Here is a 20725-nt window from a genome sequence, read left to right as displayed (position 1 = left end):
TTGCCGTCTGTCCGTGCCAGATGTGCTGGCTGACCTAACGCAATCGCGGACAAGCGCGCTCCTACAGCGTCAACGATCCGATTGCCTCACTGAATCTCGTCCGGCTTGACGATCACCCAGTTCTTGTCCGCTGTCACTGGCAGCCCTTCTTTGGCCTGCGCCTCGGCGTTGGCCTTCATCATGCCGTTGAGCTGGGTCATGTACTTGTCCTTGCGGTTGACCCACAGATGCACGCCGCCCTTGGCGACATCGACGCTGTGAAACAGCATGTAACCGTCGCTGCTCGGGGTGTCGCCGCCCACCAGCACCGGTTTTTTCCACTGATCGATATAGGTCAGAATCGCCGCCTGCTTACCCGCCATCCAGGTCGCCGGAGTCCACAGGTACGGGGTCAGCTCCAGATTGAGGTTGGCCTTCTCATCGTATTTGCCTGCCGTGATCTGCTTGCGCGCGGTGGTCAGCTCGCCGGTTTCGCGGTTTTTCAACAGCGTGGTCACGCCGATGACGTTCTGCGGTTTGACGTTGTAGCCATACTTCGGATCGGAGGCGACCATGCGCACCAGCTCTTCAGACGCGGCGGTCATCACGTAGACCTCGATGCCGTTCTCCATCAGCTTGTTGTACAGCTCGGCCTGGCCGGTGAAGACCTTGGGCGGCTGCACTTCGATGGTCTTGACCACATCGCCTTCGTAATAGGTGCTCGGCACCGGCTTGCCCGACGCCATCAGCTCGTCAACGTAGCCCTTGAGCTCCTTGAGGGTGAAGCCGGAGAACACCTGCGCGACCCACGGGTAGCAGACCATGTCGTCGATTTCGCAAAGGCGGTAGTAGTAGCTGAACAGACTTTCCTTGTGGTCAGCAGTGTCCTTGAACGGGATCAGCTTGAGGGAAGGATCGAGCTTTTCGCGGGTGATCAGCCCTTTGTTTTCCATGTACGGCAGCAGGGACTCTTCCAGATCGTAGCGATAGCTGGTGTTATCCATGTCGAAAACGGAGAAGTTACCCTTGTTGGCATTTGCCGCGATCATGGCATTGAGCTGCTTGGCCGCAGGCTCGGGCCAGTGCGTGAGTTCCGTTGAAAACGCCTGCCCGGCAAGGCCCAGACAGAGCGCAGCGGCCAACAGTTTTGGTGCGAGCTTCATAACGGTGTCCTCCCCTTTATCAGTTCGAGGCTGGACCGTAACAAAAAGCCATTACTGTTTTAATGCGTCAACGACCGTGCGCGTTCTGAAGGCGTCATGTTGCGAACCATTCGCGACAGATGACACAAAAACGACATATTTGTTACAGGCTAATGGCGATGCGAACCTGTGGGAGCGAATTCATTCGCGAATCGGCGTTCAGGTAGGCACATCTTTGTCGCCTGATCCATTTTTCGCGAATGAATTCGCTCCCACAGTTTGGATGGGGGGCAGGCGCAGGACCTGTTCTACCTTCGCTCCCACACCTCAAAATTGTAAGCAGGCTTGTCATCCACAGCAGGGTTTTCCAGGTTGGAAACCAGCTGCCACTGCGCTTGATCGAACTCCGGAAACCACGCATCGCCGTGAGGACTGAGCGCCACGCGAGTCAGGTACAGGCGATCTGCCTGTGTTAGCCCCTGCGCATACAACTGCGCGCCGCCAATCAGCATCACTTCACTGACACCCTGCTCGTTCGCCCACTGCTCTGCACGCTCGACAGCGGCGTCCAGGGAGGTGAAGACCTCTGCGCCCTCCAGCGTCAGGTCGGCCTGGCGAGTGACCACAACGTTCAGCCGGCCCGGCAGCGGACGACCCAGCGAATCCCAGGTTTTGCGCCCCATGATGATCGGCTTGCCCAGGGTGGTGGCTTTGAAATATTTGAAATCCCCCGGCAGATGCCAGGGCATGGAATTGTCGACGCCGATGACCCGGTTTTCACCAAGGGCGGCAATCAGGCTGAGGGGGAGATGTTTTTTCATGGCGGCGAGGATAGCAGTACACATGCACACACGCATGCACGGAAGCGCGCGATAGCGGTCACACCAGTTATGCTCCCTCCTGAACTCACCAACGAGACGCCGCGTGACTGCACTGACTCCCCTCGATGAACTATGGCTGACCGAAGCGGTGCGTCTGCGCGAGCAACACGCAGGCCCTTTGGACGACGACGAGGCCAGCCGCCGCGCCCGTGCCACGGCGGGCGACTTACTGACCCGCATCAAGAACCGCGCACTGTGGCTGGCCGAGCGCGACGGCATGCTCGCCGCCCTTCGCCACTGGAAACAGGGCGCGCGCCTGGCGCTGATGCTGCTGACGGTCTTCGCCGTAGTCAGCGGCGCAGGATTGGCCTTCGCCGCGCTGGGCGATGGGCAAACGCCGGTCAACGTGTTCTGGGCCTTGGGCAGCCTGCTCGGCCTGAACCTGATTCTGCTGATCAGCTGGGCGCTGGGCCTGTTGTTCGCAGGCGAAAGCGCTGCCAGCCTGGGCCGCCTGTGGCTATGGCTCAGCGAAAAACTCGCCCGCGACGCTCAAGCCGCACAACTGGCGCCCGCTCTCATTCTATTGCTGCAACGCAAGCGCCTGAACCGCTGGGTACTCGGCGCCTGCGTCAACGGGCTGTGGCTACTGGCACTGCTCAGCGCCCTGACGTTGCTCCTGTTGCTGATGGCCACGCGGCGCTATGGCTTTGTTTGGGAAACCACGATTCTGGGCAGCGACACCTTCGTCAGCCTCACCCACGGGCTTGGCACCCTGCCCTCGCTGCTGGGCTTCAGGGTGCCCACCGAGGACATGATCCGCGCCAGTGGCGACAGCGCGCTGGTGATCGAAAACGCCCGACAGGCCTGGGCTGCATGGCTGGTGGGCGTGCTGGTGGTGTACGGGATCCTGCCGCGCTTGCTGCTGACGTTGCTGTGCTATGGCCGCTGGCGGGCAGGTCGCAAGCATCTGGCGCTGGACCTGAGCGAGCCCGGTTTCGTCGAGCTGCGCGAGCGGCTGATGCCGAGCAGCGAACGCCTGGGCATCAATGACGCCGCGCCTGCGCAACTGCACCAAGTGCAGACCGGCGCCTCGACCATCGAAAGCGAAGGCGCGCTGCTGGTGGCGATCGAGCTGGATGACCAACGCCCATGGCCGCCTGAACTGCCTGAAAGCGTGGCCGACGCGGGTATTCTCGACAGTCGCGAATCCCGCCGTACCCTGCTCGATCAGTTGACTCGCTACCCGCCTGCGCGCTTGGTCATCGCCTGCGATCCGCGCCGATCGCCGGATCGAGGCAGCCTCGCGCTCATCGCAGAACTCGCCCGATGCGCCAACGCTACGCGTATATGGCTGCTGCCTGCACCCAGCGGCGAAGCACTGGACGCCGATCGCCTGAGCGACTGGCATGTCGCACTCCAGCAACTGGAGCTTACATGGGCAGACAGCGCGTCGCTGACCTGGCTGGAGACCGGACATGACTGAGCAAAAAGGCCATCGCCCGCTGAAGCTGGCGGTCGTCGGGCACACCAATGTCGGCAAGACCTCCTTGCTGCGCACGCTGACCCGCGATGTCGGGTTCGGTGAGGTGTCCCATCGCCCCAGCACCACCCGGCATGTCGAGGGCGCGCGGCTGTCGGTGGATGGCGAGGCCCTGCTGGAACTGTACGACACACCGGGTCTTGAAGACGCCATCGCCCTGCTCGATTTTCTGGAACGGCTGGATCGCCCCGGCGAACGCCTCGATGGTCCGGCGCGGCTGACGCGCTTTCTTGAAGGCAGCGAAGCCCGGCAGCGATTCGAACAGGAAGCCAAGGCGCTACGCCAATTGCTGGCGTCGGATGCCGGCCTTTACGTGATCGACGCCCGCGAACCGGTGCTGGCCAAATACCGCGACGAACTGGCCGTGCTCGCCAGCTGTGGCAAACCTCTATTACCAGTGTTGAATTTCGTCAGCAGTTCGCAGCATCGCGAACACGATTGGCGCGAAGCCCTCGCCCGTCTTGGCCTGCACGCGCTGGTGCGTTTCGACAGCGTGGCGCCGCCTGAAGATGGCGAACGTCGGCTCTATGAAAGCCTGGCGCTGCTGCTGGAGACCTCACGTGGGCAACTGGAGCGGCTGATCCTTGATCAACAGGCCCAGCGCGAAGTGCGTCGACACAGCGCGGCACGCCTGATCGCTGAGTTGCTGCTCGACTGCGCGGCCTGTCGGCGCAGCGTTGCGACAGAGGCCAATCTGGAGCGAGCGGCTATCGAAGATTTGCGTAAATCGGTGCGTCAGCGCGAGCAGCGTTGCGTCGAGGCGCTGCTTAAGCTCTATGCCTTTCGTCGCGAGGACGCCTCGGCCAGTGATCTGCCTTTGCTCGACGGGCGCTGGGGGGATGACCTGTTCAACCCCGAAACCCTGAAGCTGCTGGGTGTGCGAGTCGGCAGTGGCATTGCGGCCGGTGCTGCCGCAGGGGCAGGCGTGGATTTGCTGGTCGGCGGCATTACGCTGGGCGCTGCGGCGCTGGTGGGGGCGATTGCTGGTGGCGCGTTGCAGACTGCACGCAGCTATGGCGGGCGGCTGCTCGGCAAACTCAAGGGGCAACGGGAACTGACTGTGGACGACGCGGTGCTGCGCTTGCTCGCTCTGCGTCAGCGGCAATTGCTGGTGGCGCTGGAAGCCCGAGGCCACGCGGCGATGGACAGCATCAAACTCGACACTCCCCAAGACAAATCCTGGCGTGAAGGCAAACTGCCCGACGCGCTGCACAAGGCCCGAGCGCATCCGCAATGGTCGTCGCTCAACCCCCACGCCAAGCTCAACCAGGCTGAGCGGCAGGAGCAGCTTGAGGCGCTGGCTAAAGTGGTCATGCACTGAAACCCATTGTCGCCAGGCAATGTCTGCCGATAGTCGCATCGATCATTTTGCGATAGGGGAAATGCGCGCGGCCCGGTATGATCGCGCGCCCGATACACCCGGAACCTCACCGTCATGAAACCAACCTTGATCGCCGCCGCCGAACTCGACCGCCTCGAGACCTGGCAGAAATACTCCAGCCACATGTGCGGAGGCTGCGTATCCAGCTGCTGCACCCTGCCCGTGGAAGCGAAGATCAAGGACCTGATCCGCATCGGCATCGTCGACGAGTTCGAAATGGGCGATAACCCGAAGAACATCGCCAAGCGCTTGCAGAAGGAAGGCATTATCGAGCGCTTCAACCAGAAGTCGGGCATCTTCACCTTGCAGCGCATGAGCAACAACGACTGCCTGTACCTGGATCGCAAGAGCCGCCTGTGCACCATCTACGACAAACGCCCCGACACCTGCCGCAATCACCCGAAGATCGGCCCGCGCCCAGGGTACTGCGCGTACAAGCCCAAGGAAGTGGTGCGTGAAACCCGCACAGGTGTCATGGAACGGTTCTGAGCCTCAATCAGGACGCTTCCGACAGGCATTGAGTAAACGCGTGGGATATTCGTCACGGATTCCCACAACGCGTTGAGCCGCTGCCTGACAGAGACGATCGCAGCAAAGCTCTAGCATGGAGCATCTTTCACCCAGAGAAGATGCTCATGCGTTATCTGAAAATCACCGCCCAGGATCTTAACGGCAACGGAAGGGCCGATACCGTGCGGCTGCATTTCCATGCAGACTCGGCCACGCCGGTGTTCGAGGCGGTGGCCATCGACATCACCGATGATGGCACCATCGAACTGGCCTGTACGGTCAATATCACTCCCGAATGTACGCCGCAGCTCAGGAATCAACAGAACCTGAAGGATTTCGCCGAAGCCTATCTGCAGCTCAACTGGTTCAACGATGGCGACAGCTGGGTCCGCCACCTCAGAATCGAAGCAAAAAACTACCACGGCGATGGCTCGCCGAATGTCGTCACGCTTCACTTCACCCAGGATGACGGCCTGCCGTGCACACCGGTGCAAATCAAACCTGCCGCGGCGTATGACGGCGACAACGACGGGCGCCTGGACTCCTTCACCAATACCGACATCAACGGTGACGGCATCGCCAACACGGCAGACAAATTGCTGATGCGCAAGATCGCCGAAACATTCCTGGCATTTCGCTGGTTCGAAGACTGACCTGCACCACAGATCAAATGGCGCACAAACAAAAACGCCCCCGGCCTTTCGACCGGGGGCGCTTTCGTTTAGCCGGGGCGATTAAGCCTTGGCTTTCTTGGCAGCGCGGGTACGCTCGCTTTCGTCCAGGATCTTCTTGCGAAGACGGATGGACTTAGGCGTGACTTCGCACAGCTCGTCTTCCTGGATGTATTCCAGAGCCTGCTCCAGGGTGAAGCGAACAGGTGGGACCAGAGCGATGGTTTCGTCTTTACCCGAAGCACGCATGTTATCGAGCTTCTTGCCCTTGGTAGGGTTGACGCCCAGGTCGTTGTCGCGGCTGTTCTGGCCGACGATCTGACCGTTGTAGATCTCTTGGCCGTGTTCAACGAACAGCTTGCCACGAGCCTGCAGGGTTTCCAGGGAGTAGGTCAGTGCCTTGCCGGTTTCAACCGAAACCAGAACGCCGTTCTGACGGCCGGACATGTGGCCCGACTTCACTGGAGCGTAACGGTCGAAGATCGAGGTCAGGATGCCAGCACCGTTGGTCAGGGTCAGGAACTGGTTACGGAAACCGATCAGACCACGAGCAGGGATGTTGTACTCCAGACGAACACGGCCTTTGCCATCCGGCACCATGTTGCTCAGGTCGCCTTTACGCAGACCCATTTCTTCCATGACCTTGCCCTGGGATTCTTCAGGGATGTCGATGGTCACGTTTTCGAACGGTTCCTGCTTCACGCCGTCAACTTCACGGATGATCACTTCAGGACGGCCCAGGGCCAGCTCGAAGCCTTCGCGACGCATGGTTTCGATCAGTACCGAGAGGTGCAGCTCACCACGGCCGGAAACCTTGAACTTGTCAGCCGAGTCGCCTTCTTCAACGCGCAGTGCAACGTTGTACAGCAGCTCTTTGTCCAGACGATCCTTAATGTTACGGGAGGTCACGAACTTGCCTTCTTTACCGCAGAATGGCGAGTCGTTTACCTGGAAGGTCATGGAAACGGTTGGCTCGTCAACGGTCAGCGGCTTCATCGCCTCGACGGTGTTGATGTCGCACAGGGTGTCGGAGATGAACAGCTCGTCGAAACCGCTGATGCAGACGATGTCGCCGGCAGCTGCTTCTTCGACGTCAACGCGGTGCAGACCGTGGTGACCCATCAGCTTCAGGATACGACCGTTACGGCGCTTGCCGTCGGCGCTGATAGCGACAACCGGGGTGTTCGGCTTGACGCGACCACGAGCGATGCGGCCAACACCGATAACGCCCAGGAAGCTGTTGTAGTCCAGTGCCGAGATCTGCATCTGGAACGGTCCGTCACGGTCAACAGCCGGAGCTGGAACGTGGTCGACAACCGCTTGGTACAGCGCGGTCATGTCTTCGCCCATGGCGGTGTGGTCCAGGCCGGCGATGCCGTTCAGGGCCGAGGCGTAAACAACCTGGAAGTCCAGTTGTTCTTCGGTAGCGCCCAGGTTGTCGAACAGGTCGAAAATCTGGTCCAGAACCCAATCCGGACGCGCGCCTGGACGGTCAACCTTGTTGATGACCACGATTGGACGCAGGCCGGCTTCGAAAGCCTTCTTGGTCACGAAACGGGTTTGCGGCATAGGGCCGTCTTGAGCGTCAACCAGCAGCAGAACGGAGTCAACCATCGACATCACGCGCTCTACTTCACCGCCGAAGTCGGCGTGGCCCGGGGTGTCCACGATGTTGATGTGGTAGCCGTTCCAGTTGATGGCGGTGTTTTTCGCCAGAATGGTAATGCCGCGCTCTTTTTCCTGGTCGTTGGAGTCCATCACGCGTTCGTCATTGAGTTCGTTACGCTCAAGGGTGCCGGACTGGCGCAGAAGCTTGTCGACGAGGGTAGTCTTACCGTGGTCAACGTGAGCAATGATGGCGATGTTACGTAGATTTTCGATCACTTGTGTATCTCGATCAGAGGATTCGGTCAGCAACCTAGTGTAGGCCGCTATGAACAGTGGAGCCGGCGAAAGCCGTTACGGCTGACGACTGGTGTCGGGGGGCCGGTGACGCAAGCCACAGGCAAACAGCCCCGGGCACTTAGCTCGGTCGATAAACGCGCACATTGGCATGCCCCTCACTGAGCAGATGATGAGCATGCAGGCGACTCATGACGCCTTTGTCGCAATAAAGCAGGTACTGGCGTGTTTCATCCAGTTCCTTGAAACGGCTGTTCAATGCAAAGAACGGCAGCGTTTGTACTTCAATGCCCGACAGTTCCAGCGGGCGGTCTTCGGCTTCATCCGGGTGACGGATGTCGATGACCACTTGTCCGGCCAGGGCCTGACTGACTTCTTCGACCTGAACGTCCTGGCCCAGCTCCTCGATCACGCGATCGATCGGCACCAGACGAGCGTTTTCGAGCGCACGCTCGAGCACGGCCATGTCGAATTCTTTCTCTTCGTGCTCGACGCGGTGGCGCTTGGCCGCCGTTTTCGGGTTAACCGAAATCACGCCGCAGTATTCAGGCATGTGTCGAGCAAAATCGCCGGTGCCGATCTGATCGGCCTCGTCGATGATGTCCTGCTTGTGACTGGCGATCAGCGGGCGCAAGACCAGCTTTTCCGTCACGCAGTCGATGACCGACAGGTTGGGCAGTGTCTGGCTGGACACCTGGGAAATCGCCTCGCCGGTCACCAGCGCGTCGATGTCGAGCCTGTCGGCTATGTGGGTCGCAGCGCGCAACATCATACGCTTCAATACGACGCCCATATGACTGTTATCGACTTTTCCGAGAATTTCTCCCAGAACTTCTTCGAACGGTACGCTGACGAACAGCACCCGCTGGGAGCTGCCGTACTTCTTCCAGATGAAGTGCGCGACTTCCATCACGCCCAGCTCGTGGGCACGACCGCCCAGATTGAAGAAGCAGAAATGGCTCATCAGGCCGCGGCGCATGACGTGATAGGCCGCGACGGTGGAGTCGAAACCGCCGGACATCAGCACCAACGTCTGCTCCAGCGAGCCCAACGGGTAGCCGCCGATGCTGTTGTGCTGGCTGTGAATCACGAACAGGCGCTGGTCGCGGATTTCAATCCGCACCTCGACCTGCGGCTCTTTCAGCGAAATGCCGGCAGCGCCGCATTCGCGGCGAAGTTTGCTGCCCACGTAACGCTCGACGTCCATCGAGCTGAAGCTGTGATGGCCGGCACGCTTGCAGCGCACCGAAAAAATCTTGCCGGGCAAGGCATCACCGAAATGCAGCTTGCACTTCTCATAGATGTCATCCATATCGCCCAGCGGGTATTGATCGACCTGGAGAAAATGCGCGATGCCCGGCATGCAGCTCAGGCGCTCGGTCATTTCGCGCAGGACCTTCGCGTCCTCGACCCTGGTTTCGACCTCGAGGTTGTCCCACACGCCATCGACCACCAGCGCCGGGTCCAGATCGCGGAGCACGGTACGGATGTTCTTGGCCAGCTGTTTGATGAAGCGCTTGCGCACCGGCCGGCTTTTGATGGTGATTTCTGGGAAAACTTTGACGATTAGTTTCATGAAAACAGCGCGCGAAGTGCCGGTCGAAAAAGGGGGGCGCGGATTATAGCGGAAATTGCTCAAGGTTTAACCAGTTATCGCACAGCCGATCATAAGCGCACCAAAATGGCACTGTATACAATCCGAGAGCACCATAAAGGTGCGCTCATTTTCATAAATGCGACGTTTTGACCCGAAAAACCCGGTGTTTTATGCAGGAAACCCAACACGGGGCACTGGCATGCAAATTGCTCCCTTGTGAGGCAGGTTGCCTTGGCCGACTATCGCGCCCGGCATCACCCATATTAGGGGCCCACCACTACCCGGCCCTAAGTCACCCCGGAGGACAACATGTCGAAGTCGGTTCAACTCATCAAAGATCATGACGTAAAGTGGATTGATCTGCGCTTCACGGACACCAAAGGTACTCAGCACCACGTGACCATGCCAGCCCGCGATGCGCTGGAAGACGATTTCTTTGAAGTCGGCAAAATGTTCGACGGCTCGTCCATCTCCGGCTGGAAAGGCATCGAAGCTTCCGACATGATCCTGCTGCCAGACGACGAAACCGCCGTTCTGGACCCGTTCACCGAAGAGCCGACCCTGATCCTGGTTTGCGACATCATCGAACCTTCGACCATGCAAGGTTACGATCGCGACCCACGCGCCATCGCTCATCGCGCCGAGGAATACCTGAAGACCACCGGTATCGGTGACACCGTCTTCGCAGGTCCAGAGCCAGAATTCTTCATCTTCGACGAAGTGAAATTCAAATCCGACATCTCCGGTTCCATGTTCAAGATCTTCTCCGAACAAGGCTCCTGGATGTCCGACGCTGACATCGAAGGCGGCAACAAGGGCCACCGTCCTGGTATCAAAGGCGGCTACTTCCCGGTTCCTCCGTTCGACCACGACCACGAAATCCGCACCGCAATGTGCAACGCCCTGGAAGAAATGGGCCAGGTCGTCGAAGTTCACCACCACGAAGTGGCAACCGCTGGCCAGAACGAAATCGGCGTGAAGTTCAACACGCTGGTTAAAAAGGCTGACGAAGTTCAGACCCTCAAATACGTTGTTCACAACGTTGCCGACGCTTACGGCCGCACCGCTACCTTCATGCCTAAGCCTCTGTACGGCGACAACGGTTCGGGTATGCACGTTCACATGTCCATCGCCAAAGATGGCAAGAACACCTTCGCAGGCGAAGGTTATGCCGGCCTGTCCGACACCGCTCTGTACTTCATCGGCGGTATCATCAAGCACGGTAAGGCCCTGAACGGCTTCACCAACCCGTCGACCAACTCCTACAAGCGTCTGGTTCCAGGTTTCGAAGCGCCAGTCATGCTGGCCTACTCGGCTCGTAACCGTTCTGCGTCGATCCGTATTCCTTACGTCTCCAGCCCACGCGGCCGCCGCATCGAAGCTCGTTTCCCGGATCCATCGGCTAACCCATACCTGGCCTTCGCAGCACTGCTGATGGCTGGCCTGGACGGCATCCAGAACAAGATCCACCCTGGCGACGCAGCCGACAAAAACCTGTATGACCTGCCGCCAGAAGAAGCAGCAGAGATCCCACAAGTTTGCGGCAGCCTGAAAGAAGCCCTGGAAGAGCTGGACAAAGGTCGTGCGTTCCTGACCAAAGGCGGCGTTTTCAGCGACGACTTCATCGATGCCTATATCGCTCTGAAATCGGAAGAAGAAATCAAGGTCCGTACCTTCGTACACCCACTGGAATACGAGCTGTACTACAGCTGCTAATCCGGTTCGCGCCAGCGCAAGCGGCGTGAAAGAGAGGCCTCCTTCGGGAGGCCTTTTTTATGCCTGCGGATCAACTCATGGTGGTATTTATTTGTCGTTTTTTTGGGCCGTTTTTCTGGATACTGTCCCGCTAGCCCACTGCCGGACGCTGCAATGACTGACATACGCTCAAACATGCTCAAACCACTCTTGGTTCTGCTTCTGGCTACGCCTTTGATTTCCGGCTGTGTCAGCAACGCGACCAACCCCCCATCGCCAGACACCCTGCGTCCGCTGATCGAGGCTATGAATCAACGCCTGGATATCGCCAACGATGTCGCCCAGAGCAAGTTCTACAGCGGCAAGTCTGTGCAGGACAGCGAGCGTGAGCAGTTGGTGATCGCCAATGCCGAGGCGCAGGCCGCCATCTACGCACTCGATAAAGCCGATGTGCGCCAGTTCATGACCGCGCAGATCGTAGCCAACAAGATGGTGCAGTACGCGCGCATCGCTCACTGGCAGGCCACTCAGCCGCCCGCGAAGCCGACCGACAGCCTGACCAGCGGGATTCGCGTACGACTCGATACGCTGCAGCCGCTGATGATGCAGAAGTACGCAGCGTTCCAGCCATATCGCAAAGACAGCGCCTGCCCGCGCTGGGTGCAAGCCGAGATTGAACGCCAGACGACGGACCCGATCACGGCAAAAGCACTGCAGCGGGCGGCAGCCGACTTGTGCGTCATGCCGGCCAAGCCCTGACGTGGATACACACCGAGACACGCCGCCAATAACGCTGCCTAAGCGGTTTTGCTCTATGCTGGCGACTGCGCCCGATGCTACAGCGGTATCAGGGCGCAAGCTGTCTTCTCCTGATCGTGGTCCTGGAGTATTCATGCGTCAAAGCCTTGCCCTTGTGCTGCTGTTGCTTGCGCTTCCCGCAGTCGCCCAGATCTACAAGTACACCGACGCCAACGGCAATACGGCGTACAGCAATCAGCTACCTAACGGTATCAAGGCCGAGACGGTCGAGCTGCCGCCGCTCAACAGCGTCAATACAGGCCCCCCGCCCCCTCCTGCGCCGAGCCCTTCCCCGGCCCAAACTCAAGGACAGCAAAACACCGCCGCCTATCAAGTGCTTGAGCTGACCGACCTGCCTCAGGAAGAAGCGCTGCGTGCCAACAATGGCTCGTTCACCGTGGGCGTATCGATCCAGCCGCGTCTGCAATCCGGGCATTTGCTGCAACTGCTGGTGGACGGCAAGCCCTATGGCCAGCCGACCAATATCCCTCGCCTTCAAGTGATGGAACTGGACCGGGGTGAACACAGCCTCTCGGTTCATGTGCTGCAAGGCGCGCAAGTCATCCAGCAGAGCCAGACGACAAACCTGACGGTGCAGCGAGTCCATGTCGGTAAACCTTGAATTCACCTGGCTGCGTGGCATTGCGCTTTGTCTGCTGATGCTTGTCGCCCAGTCGGCGGCGGCTGAGGTTTACACCTACATCGATGCCGAAGGGAATCGGGTGTACACCGACCAGCCGCGCAAGAACGCGAAAAAGGTCGAGATTGCTCCGAGCAACGAGATTCGTTCGACGCCCAAAAAGCCGGCGCAGGCGTCAAGCGCCAAGCCCAGGCCCGGCGCGCTGTTTCGTTATCAGTTACTGCGCATTCTCGCGCCGGAGCCGGACTCCATAATCCGCGACATTCAGGGCAATCTGATTGTAACCGTCACTAACGATCCCGAACTGCAGCCTCGCCACACCTACCGCCTGCTGCTGGACGGCAAGGTCTACGCCGAGGGTGGCCGCAGCCCGGTGTTTCCGATGACCAACATCGATCGCGGCACCCATCAATTGTCGATCGAGATTGTCGATGAGTTCGGTCGCGTCGCAGAACGCACCCCTAACCAACCCTTCAGCATGATGCGCATCTCGCTGGCGCAGAAACGTCTCGCCCAACCCTGCAAGACCAATGACTACGGCATCCGCCCCGAATGCCCTGTGAAAGACAGGCCGCCTGAAGAAAGCAGCATCCTGCCTTTTTTCTGATAGCACCCGCTCAAGCGGCTAAGCTCCACAATGGTGCACAAGCTGAACGAGCGTGCGATTTAAAATCCCATTTTGGGTCACAAATCACCCGAGCTTGCGCTCTCTTCACGCCGACTGTACGAAAAAAGCCCGAAATGCATTGTTCAACGCTTCTTTTCGGAGCCTTGGTTTGGTTTTTGCAACTTTAAAGGCAAGGCCCCGTATCAGCGGCTACCCACGCTGGCGAAGACCAACCAGAGCCTGCACCTTGGGCCCGCCCAAGTGCAATGTGCCAAAAGAGGTCAAAGAGATTCATGACTATCAGCGATACGTTGCACCGACTGTTACTCGACAACCTGACCACTGCCACGATTCTGCTCAACTCGGACCTGCGCCTGGAGTACATGAATCCGGCGGCCGAAATGCTGCTGGCCATCAGCGGTCAGCGCAGTCACGGGCAATTCATCAGTGAGTTGTTCACCGAATCCGCCGAAGCGCTCAGCTCGCTTCGTCAGGCGGTAGAGCAGGCGCACCCGTTCACCAAGCGCGAAGCCATGCTGACAGCGCTCACCGGCCAGACGCTTACTGTCGATTACGCCGTGACGCCCATTCTGTCGCAGGGCGAAACCATGCTTCTGCTGGAAGTCCACCCCCGTGATCGCCTGCTGCGCATCACCAAGGAAGAGGCCCAGCTGTCGAAGCAGGAAACCACCAAAATGCTGGTGCGTGGCCTGGCACACGAGATCAAGAACCCCCTCGGAGGCATCCGCGGCGCCGCGCAATTGCTGGCCCGCGAGCTGCCGGAAGAAAGCCTGAAGGACTACACCAACGTCATCATTGAAGAGGCCGACCGCCTGCGCAATCTGGTCGACCGCATGCTTGGCTCGAACAAGCTGCCGTCGCTGGCAATGACCAATGTTCACGAAGTGCTTGAGCGCGTGTGCAGCCTGGTCGAGGCTGAAAGTCAGGGTTGCATCACTTTGGTGCGCGACTATGACCCAAGCATCCCCGACGTGTTGATCGACCGGGACCAGATGGTTCAGGCCGTGCTCAATATCGTGCGCAACGCGATGCAGGCCATCAGCGGGCAGAACGAATTGCGCTTGGGCCGGATCAGCCTGCGCACCCGCGCGATGCGTCAGTTCACCATCGGCCACGTGCGCCATCGTCTAGTGAGCAAGATCGAGATCATCGACAACGGTCCCGGCATTCCACCGGAACTACAAGAAACGATTTTTTACCCAATGGTCAGCGGCCGCCCGGATGGCACCGGGCTGGGCCTTGCCATCACCCAGAACATCATCAGTCAGCACCAGGGGCTGATCGAGTGTGACAGCCATCCTGGCCACACAACTTTCTCGATCTTCTTGCCGCTGGAACAAGGAGCAGCTTCGACATGAGCCGTAGTGAAACTGTCTGGATCGTCGACGACGACCGTTCCATCCGCTGGGTATTGGAAAAGGCCTTGCAGCAGGAAGGCATGACCACGCAGAGTTTTGACAGTGCCGACGGCGTGATGAGTCGCCTGGCGCGTCAGCAGCCGGACGTGATCATTTCCGACATTCGCATGCCCGGTGCCAGCGGCCTGGACCTGTTGGCGCGTATACGCGAGCTGCATCCGCGTCTGCCAGTCATCATCATGACCGCCCATTCGGACCTGGACAGCGCAGTGGCCTCGTATCAAGGCGGTGCCTTCGAATACTTGCCCAAGCCGTTCGATGTCGACGAAGCGGTTTCCCTGGTCAAGCGCGCCAATCAGCACGCTCAGGAACAACAGGGCATGGACGTTGCGCCGACCCTGACCCGCACCCCGGAAATCATCGGCGAAGCGCCGGCGATGCAGGAAGTGTTTCGCGCCATCGGTCGTTTGAGCCACTCCAACATTACGGTGCTGATCAATGGTGAATCAGGCACTGGTAAAGAGCTGGTCGCGCATGCCTTGCATCGCCACAGTCCGCGCTCGGCCTCGCCGTTCATCGCGCTGAACATGGCGGCGATCCCAAAAGACCTGATGGAATCCGAGCTGTTCGGTCATGAGAAAGGCGCATTCACTGGCGCGGCCAATCTGCGTCGTGGCCGTTTCGAACAGGCTGACGGCGGCACGCTGTTCCTCGACGAAATCGGCGACATGCCAGCCGACACCCAGACCCGTCTGCTGCGTGTACTGGCCGATGGCGAGTTCTACCGCGTGGGCGGCCATGTGCCGGTCAAAGTGGACGTGCGCATCATCGCGGCGACCCACCAGAATCTGGAAACGCTGGTCCAGGCCGGCAAGTTCCGTGAGGACTTGTTTCACCGTCTGAACGTGATCCGCATTCACATTCCGCGCCTGTCGGACCGTCGTGAAGACATTCCGACGCTCGCCAAGCACTTCCTCAGCCGCGCCGCACAAGAACTGGCCGTCGAGCCGAAGCTGTTGAAGGCCGAAACCGAGGAATACCTCAAGCATCTGCCCTGGCCGGGCAACGTGCGTCAGTTGGAAAACACCTGCCGCTGGATCACGGTCATGGCCTCGGGTCGTGAAGTTCACATCAGCGACTTGCCGCCTGAGCTGCTGAGCCTGCCTCAAGACGCAGCGCCCGTGACCAACTGGGAACAGGCCTTGCGGCAGTGGGCCGATCAGGCGTTGGCCCGTGGTCAATCCAGTCTGCTGGACAGCGCGGTGCCGACGTTCGAGCGCATCATGATCGAAACCGCCCTGAAGCACACCGCAGGCCGCCGTCGCGACGCCGCCGTGCTGCTGGGCTGGGGCCGCAATACCTTGACCCGCAAGATCAAGGAATTGGGCATGAAGATCGATGGTGGGGATGATGATGAAGGGGATGAGGGCTGATCAGGTCTACCAGACTGCCCTCTGACTTGTAACTTGTGACATGCGCCTGGGACTTGTGGGAGCTTCCGGAGGTTACGACAGTGGCGAAAGCGGTGTGTCAGGCAGACCGCGTTTAGCCCATTCGCCACCGTCGTAACCTCCGGAAGCTCCCACAAGGTCAGCGTTTCCAACAGGGTCAGCGTTTCAAGTCAAATGTGTCTTCGGATTATTCAGCCGAAGACGGCTTTTCCCACAGGTTGATGCCCCCTTCGACCGCGAATCGGTCGATTTCAGCCAGTTCTTCCTGACTGAACACCAGGTTATCCAGCGCGCCGACGTTCTCGATGATCTGCTCCGGGCGGCTTGCGCCGATCAAGGCGGATGTCACACGAGGATCGCGCAGGGTCCAGGCCAGGGCCATTTGCGCCAGACTCTGACCACGACGTTTGGCGATCTCGTTCAGCGCGCGGACGTGCTCGATGTTCTTCTCCGACAGGTGCGACGCCTGCAGCGAACCGCCGCCCGGACGATTGACCCGTGCATCCTTGGGAATGCCGTTCAGGTATTTGTCCGACAGCAACCCCTGGGCCAACGCAGTAAAGGCGATCACGCCCGAACCCAGCTCATCGGTGGTGTCCAGCAGGTCTTTTTCGACCCAACGGTTCAGCAGGTTGTAGGCCGGCTGGTGAATCAACAGCGGTACTTTCCACTCTTTCAGCAGGCTAGCGATTTCCCGGGTTTTCGCGCCCGAATACGACGAGATCCCGATGTACAGCGCCTTGCCCTGCTGCACGGCGGTCGCCAGCGCGCTGGCGGTTTCTTCCAGCGGGGTGTCCGGGTCGAAGCGGTGCGAATAGAAGATATCCACGTAATCCAGGCCCATGCGCGCAAGGCTCTGATCGAGGCTGGCCAGCACGTATTTGCGCGAGCCACCGCCTTGACCGTATGGCCCAGGCCACATGTCCCAACCGGCCTTGGTGGAGATGATCAGCTCGTCGCGGTACTGCTTGAAGTCTTCGCGCAGCAGGCGACCGAAGTTGACCTCGGCGCTGCCGTAGGGCGGGCCGTAGTTGTTGGCGAGGTCGAAGTGGTTGATGCCCAGGTCGAACGCGGTGCGCAGCATGGCACGTTGGGTTTCCATCGGCGTGCTGTCGCCGAAGTTGTGCCACAGGCCCATTGACAGAGCAGGCAATACCAAGCCGCTGCGCCCTACGCGGCGATACGGAACGCGTTCATAGCGGTTTTCAGCTGCGATGTAGGTCATTCAGTCCTCTCTTCTTGTTGAATGGCAAAACGCTTGGAAGGCAAACCAGCGATAAGAAGCGTCAATGGATAAGCCGCGGCAGAAGCGATAAAGCGAGTATATTCAGCGCCCACATTCCCCGAAAAATGCTTTATTCCTCTTGCTGGTATCGGTTTCTGATATGGATATTCGTCAGCTCAATGCGTTCATTGCAGTGTTCGAGGAACGCAACATCACCTCGGCCGCACAGCGCCTGTTCACCAGTCAGCCTACGTTGTCGGTCACCATTCGCCAGCTTGAAGAAGCGCTGGGTACAACGTTGTTCGAGCGTCTGCCCAGAGGCGTGGAAGTCACCGACGACGCGCGAACCCTTTATCCACAGGCCCGTCGCCTGCTGGCCGAAGCCCAGGCGCTGAGCAACCAGTTTCGTCAGCGCAACGACCGGCTGACCCTGGAAATCGGTGTTGAAAGTGAAATCGCCGCCAGCCATCTGGAAGCGTTTCTGGCGATGGCGCATCGGGTTGTGCCGAATCTGCTGCTCACCCTTCAGGATGGCTGCAGCGGCGATGCGCGGCTGTCGGTGGAGGAGGATTGCTGCGAGGACGAACTGTTTCTGCCGCTGTGGGAAGAGCCCTTCGTGTTGGCGCTTGCAGCCAGCCACCCCTTGGCAGATCGCCCGCAACTGGACGAAGCCGACCTTGCCAACGTGCAGTGGATTACCTGCCCCGCTCACCCTTCCCACCAGCGCCTGATGGAGCTTTACAACCGCAGTTCCGGCTCGGTCATGGCGACAGCGGGCTCCCTGACCCTGGCGTTGCGATTGGTGGCGGCAGGTGCAGGGCTGGCAATGCTGCCGGAATCGATGGTCAGTCATCACGCCGGTGTGATCACCCGCCCGGCCCGCACCCCCAGCCTCATCCGCAGGGTTGGCCTGTGCTATGCCGCGCAGGCGCTGGACACCCCGGCGCTGAGGCTGCTGCATGGGCATTTGCAGGGGGCCGCTTCCATGGACATCGCGATCGCTCTGTAACAACACGGAGCGAACCTGTGGGAGCGAATTCATTTCGCGAAAAATCCTTCAGGCGACATATTTGTGTCGGCTGTACGATTGCATCGCGAATGAATTGGCTCCCACAGAAAGCATATCTACGTACGTCCGGCTACCGAACCAGATGCAAAAACTGCATGTGCCGCTCGTACTGGTCGAGGATGTCGTTGATCACCTGTTCCTTGGTGTAGCCCACCAGGTCGTAATCCTGACTGCCCTCGCTCAAATGCACCTCGGCGCGGTAGTAGCGGCGATTGTTCAGTTGCTTGGAGCCCATGCCCCCACGGGCGAATGACGGCGTGAAATAACCGCGCATCGTCACCTGATAGATGAAAGGCCGTTCTTCGCCGTGGCCGATTTCAAGCCCCACCGTGTGATTCGCCGGGTCAGGCTGCGTGACGACACTCAGGCCCTTTTCGACGAATACGGCCGTCACGTCCTCGATGGCGGGGCGCACGGTCTGATTGAGGAAGCGGTACACCTCATCGCGAGAAGGGAAGTGCACAGCCTGGCTCAAACGCTGACGCCAACCACCGCGTCGCGATCCGGACACCGGCGCCAGCGAGTACAGCTGGGCAATCTGGCGTTGCGACTCCATGTGAAACGCCTTGTGCAGCCCCCACATCATGGTCAGCAGGATCAGCGAAAACGGCAGCGAGGTCAGCACCACCGCCGACTTCAACGCATCGATGCTGCCGGAGAACAACAGCCCACTGGTGATCAGCGCGGTCATGACGCCCCAGAACACGCGCAGCCATTTCGGGCCGTCTTCGTCCGGGCTGCCGCCTTTGGCGGAGAGAGTCGAGAGCACAACAGTGCCGGAATCGGCCGAAGTGACAAAAAACACGAAGCTGATGAACACCGTGACCGCGATGACGGTTTTACTCCACGGGTAGTGCTGCAGCATCAGGTATAGCGTCATGGACGGGTCGTCGATGGCCGACTGACCCAACGCCGCCATGCCGTGGTTGAGCACCTGATCGATGGCGCTGTTGCCGAAGATGGACATCCACGCCAGGGTGAAACCCAAGGGAATCAACAGCACGCCGAAGACGAATTCGCGAATGGTCCGGCCACGGGAAATCCGCGCGATGAACAGGCCGACGAACGGCGACCAGGCAATCCACCAGGCCCAATAGAACACGGTCCAGCCGCCCAGCCAGTCGCTCGGGCCGTTGTAGGCGTAGACGTCGAAGCTCTTGGTCGGCAGCGCGCCGAGGTAGTCACCGATGTTTTGCACCAGCGTGTTGAGCAGGTACTGGGTCGGCCCTGCGAACAGCACGAACAGCAGCAGCGCGCAGGCCAGCAGCATGTTGATGTCGGACATGACCCGCACGCCCTTGTCGACCCCCGCCACGGCGACGAGGATCGCCGCACCCATCATCAGGGTGATCAGGCCGACCTGAATCCAGTGGGTGTGTGCCACGCCAAACAGATAATCCAGCCCTGAGTTCAGGTGCAGCACACCGAACCCCATGTCGGCGCCCAGACCGAAAATGGTGGCGATGATGCCAAAACCGTCCACCGCGTAACCGATAGGCCCGTTGATGCGTTTGCCGATGAGCGGGTACAGCGCCGAGCGCAGCGCCAGCGGCAGGTTATGGCGATAGGCGAAGTAGGCCAGCGCCATGCCGACGAAAGCGAACACGCCCCATCCGTGCAGGCCCCAGTGCAGAAACAGCAGCTGCATGGCCTGACGCGCAGACTCCGTGGTGCCACCCTCGCCATGGGGCGGTTGCAGCATGTGGGTCAGAGGTTCGGAGACGCAGAAGAAGAACAGCGTGATGCTGATCCCGGCGGCGAACAGCATGCCCGCCCAGGACAGGTAGCTGAATTCGGGCTCATCGTGATCGGCGCCCAGCTTGATCTTGCCGTAGCCGGACAACGCGGTGACCACGACGAACAACAGATACAGGGTCATGGCCAGCATGTAATACCAGCCAACGGTGTTGGCCGCCCAGTTCTGCGCGGCAAGCAGCCATTGGCCAGACGCTTCGGGGAAGCTGATGACTAGCAGTCCAAAAATCAGGATAAAGCTGGCGGCGAAGTAGAACACGGGGGCATTCATGCGTACCGGCGCGCTGTTTTGCGCGCTCGGGATGCTCATGCGGATACCGCCGTGAGAGGGGCGAAAACGTTCGTACAAAGCAGATACGGCAAGGGTAGGCCTCCTGTTGCGAGCGGGCAGCGAACCACCGGTTTAACTTGATTGAACGTTCAATTAAAGCACGAATGGGGGGTGGACGACCAATCGCGGGGACTGATGGACACACATTAGACCCGTCCCACAACATATCTGTAGGAGCGCGCTTGCCCGCGACCGCGGTGTGTCAGGCGACATATCCATAACAGGCACACCG

Annotated in this window: 17 protein-coding genes; 11 read left to right on the top strand and 6 right to left on the bottom strand. The window is 59.7% G+C overall.

The features are described from left to right. Positions 1-86 precede the first annotated feature (86 nt). Positions 87-1142, bottom strand: coding sequence for an HAD family hydrolase (locus tag AC07V9_RS27255; protein ID WP_495018722.1), 1056 nt, complete (start codon positions 1140-1142; stop codon positions 87-89). Positions 1143-1429: 287 nt separating this feature from the next. Continuing rightward, a complete protein-coding gene (locus AC07V9_RS27250; protein ID WP_495018747.1) occupies positions 1430-1942 on the bottom strand; it encodes a dihydrofolate reductase in 513 nt (170 codons plus the stop codon). Between the two features lie 103 nt (positions 1943-2045). Between AC07V9_RS27250 and AC07V9_RS27245 the strand changes: the two genes are divergently transcribed. The 4 genes from AC07V9_RS27245 (at position 2046) to AC07V9_RS27230 (ending at position 6026) form a co-directional block, all read left to right on the top strand. After that, positions 2046-3425 (top strand): DUF2868 domain-containing protein, encoded by a 1380-nt coding sequence (locus AC07V9_RS27245; RefSeq protein ID WP_495018721.1) that lies wholly within the window; start codon positions 2046-2048, stop codon positions 3423-3425. Continuing rightward, complete coding sequence (locus AC07V9_RS27240) at positions 3418-4803, top strand: GTPase/DUF3482 domain-containing protein (protein ID WP_495018720.1); 1386 nt, start codon at positions 3418-3420, stop codon at positions 4801-4803. Before AC07V9_RS27245 ends, AC07V9_RS27240 begins: the two co-directional genes overlap by 8 nt. A gap of 114 nt (positions 4804-4917) precedes the next feature. Further along, positions 4918-5352, top strand: a complete 435-nt coding sequence (locus AC07V9_RS27235) for a YkgJ family cysteine cluster protein (protein ID WP_495018719.1) — start codon at positions 4918-4920, stop codon at positions 5350-5352. Between the two features lie 146 nt (positions 5353-5498). Further along, the gene (locus tag AC07V9_RS27230; protein WP_495018718.1) at positions 5499-6026 is read left to right on the top strand and encodes a hypothetical protein; all 528 of its coding nucleotides are present in this window, start codon (positions 5499-5501) and stop codon (positions 6024-6026) included. An 81-nt stretch (positions 6027-6107) separates the two neighbouring features. Here AC07V9_RS27230 and typA read toward each other — a convergent pair whose 3' ends face one another. Then, a complete protein-coding gene (gene typA, locus AC07V9_RS27225; protein ID WP_495018717.1) occupies positions 6108-7928 on the bottom strand; it encodes a translational GTPase TypA in 1821 nt (606 codons plus the stop codon). 139 nt (positions 7929-8067) lie between these two features. Next, the gene (gene thiI / locus AC07V9_RS27220) at positions 8068-9522 is read right to left on the bottom strand and encodes a tRNA uracil 4-sulfurtransferase ThiI (protein ID WP_495018716.1); all 1455 of its coding nucleotides are present in this window, start codon (positions 9520-9522) and stop codon (positions 8068-8070) included. 330 nt (positions 9523-9852) lie between these two features. Between thiI and glnA the strand changes: the two genes are divergently transcribed. The 6 genes from glnA (at position 9853) to ntrC (ending at position 16095) form a co-directional block, all read left to right on the top strand. Then, entirely contained in the window at positions 9853-11259 is a 1407-nt protein-coding gene (gene glnA, locus AC07V9_RS27215; protein WP_495018715.1) for a type I glutamate--ammonia ligase, read from the top strand. A gap of 153 nt (positions 11260-11412) precedes the next feature. Then, on the top strand, positions 11413-11997 hold the full coding sequence (locus tag AC07V9_RS27210; protein WP_495018714.1) for a chorismate mutase: 585 nt from the start codon (positions 11413-11415) through the stop codon (positions 11995-11997). A 133-nt stretch (positions 11998-12130) separates the two neighbouring features. Further along, on the top strand, positions 12131-12658 hold the full coding sequence (locus AC07V9_RS27205) for a DUF4124 domain-containing protein (protein WP_495018713.1): 528 nt from the start codon (positions 12131-12133) through the stop codon (positions 12656-12658). A 10-nt stretch (positions 12659-12668) separates the two neighbouring features. Beyond that, positions 12669-13283 (top strand): DUF4124 domain-containing protein, encoded by a 615-nt coding sequence (locus tag AC07V9_RS27200; protein WP_495018746.1) that lies wholly within the window; start codon positions 12669-12671, stop codon positions 13281-13283. Positions 13284-13576: 293 nt separating this feature from the next. After that, positions 13577-14662, top strand: coding sequence for a nitrogen regulation protein NR(II) (gene glnL / locus AC07V9_RS27195; protein WP_062385603.1), 1086 nt, complete (start codon positions 13577-13579; stop codon positions 14660-14662). Then, positions 14659-16095: a nitrogen regulation protein NR(I) gene (gene ntrC / locus AC07V9_RS27190; RefSeq protein ID WP_495018712.1), complete on the top strand. Its 1437-nt coding sequence runs from the start codon at positions 14659-14661 to the stop codon at positions 16093-16095. Before glnL ends, ntrC begins: the two co-directional genes overlap by 4 nt. Positions 16096-16300: 205 nt before the next feature. Here ntrC and mgrA read toward each other — a convergent pair whose 3' ends face one another. After that, the gene (mgrA, locus tag AC07V9_RS27185; RefSeq protein ID WP_495018711.1) at positions 16301-17338 is read right to left on the bottom strand and encodes an L-glyceraldehyde 3-phosphate reductase; all 1038 of its coding nucleotides are present in this window, start codon (positions 17336-17338) and stop codon (positions 16301-16303) included. A gap of 160 nt (positions 17339-17498) precedes the next feature. On the opposite strand from mgrA, the gene AC07V9_RS27180 reads away from it, so the two are divergent. Beyond that, positions 17499-18347, top strand: a complete 849-nt coding sequence (locus AC07V9_RS27180) for a LysR family transcriptional regulator (RefSeq protein ID WP_495018710.1) — start codon at positions 17499-17501, stop codon at positions 18345-18347. Between the two features lie 130 nt (positions 18348-18477). Here AC07V9_RS27180 and betT read toward each other — a convergent pair whose 3' ends face one another. Next, positions 18478-20472: a choline transporter BetT gene (gene betT / locus AC07V9_RS27175; RefSeq protein WP_495018709.1), complete on the bottom strand. Its 1995-nt coding sequence runs from the start codon at positions 20470-20472 to the stop codon at positions 18478-18480. Positions 20473-20725 lie beyond the last annotated feature (253 nt).

The organism is Pseudomonas sp. GW821-FHT02A11 (genome assembly GCF_059421985.1).
This window is presented reverse-complemented; position numbering and strand designations above follow the sequence as displayed.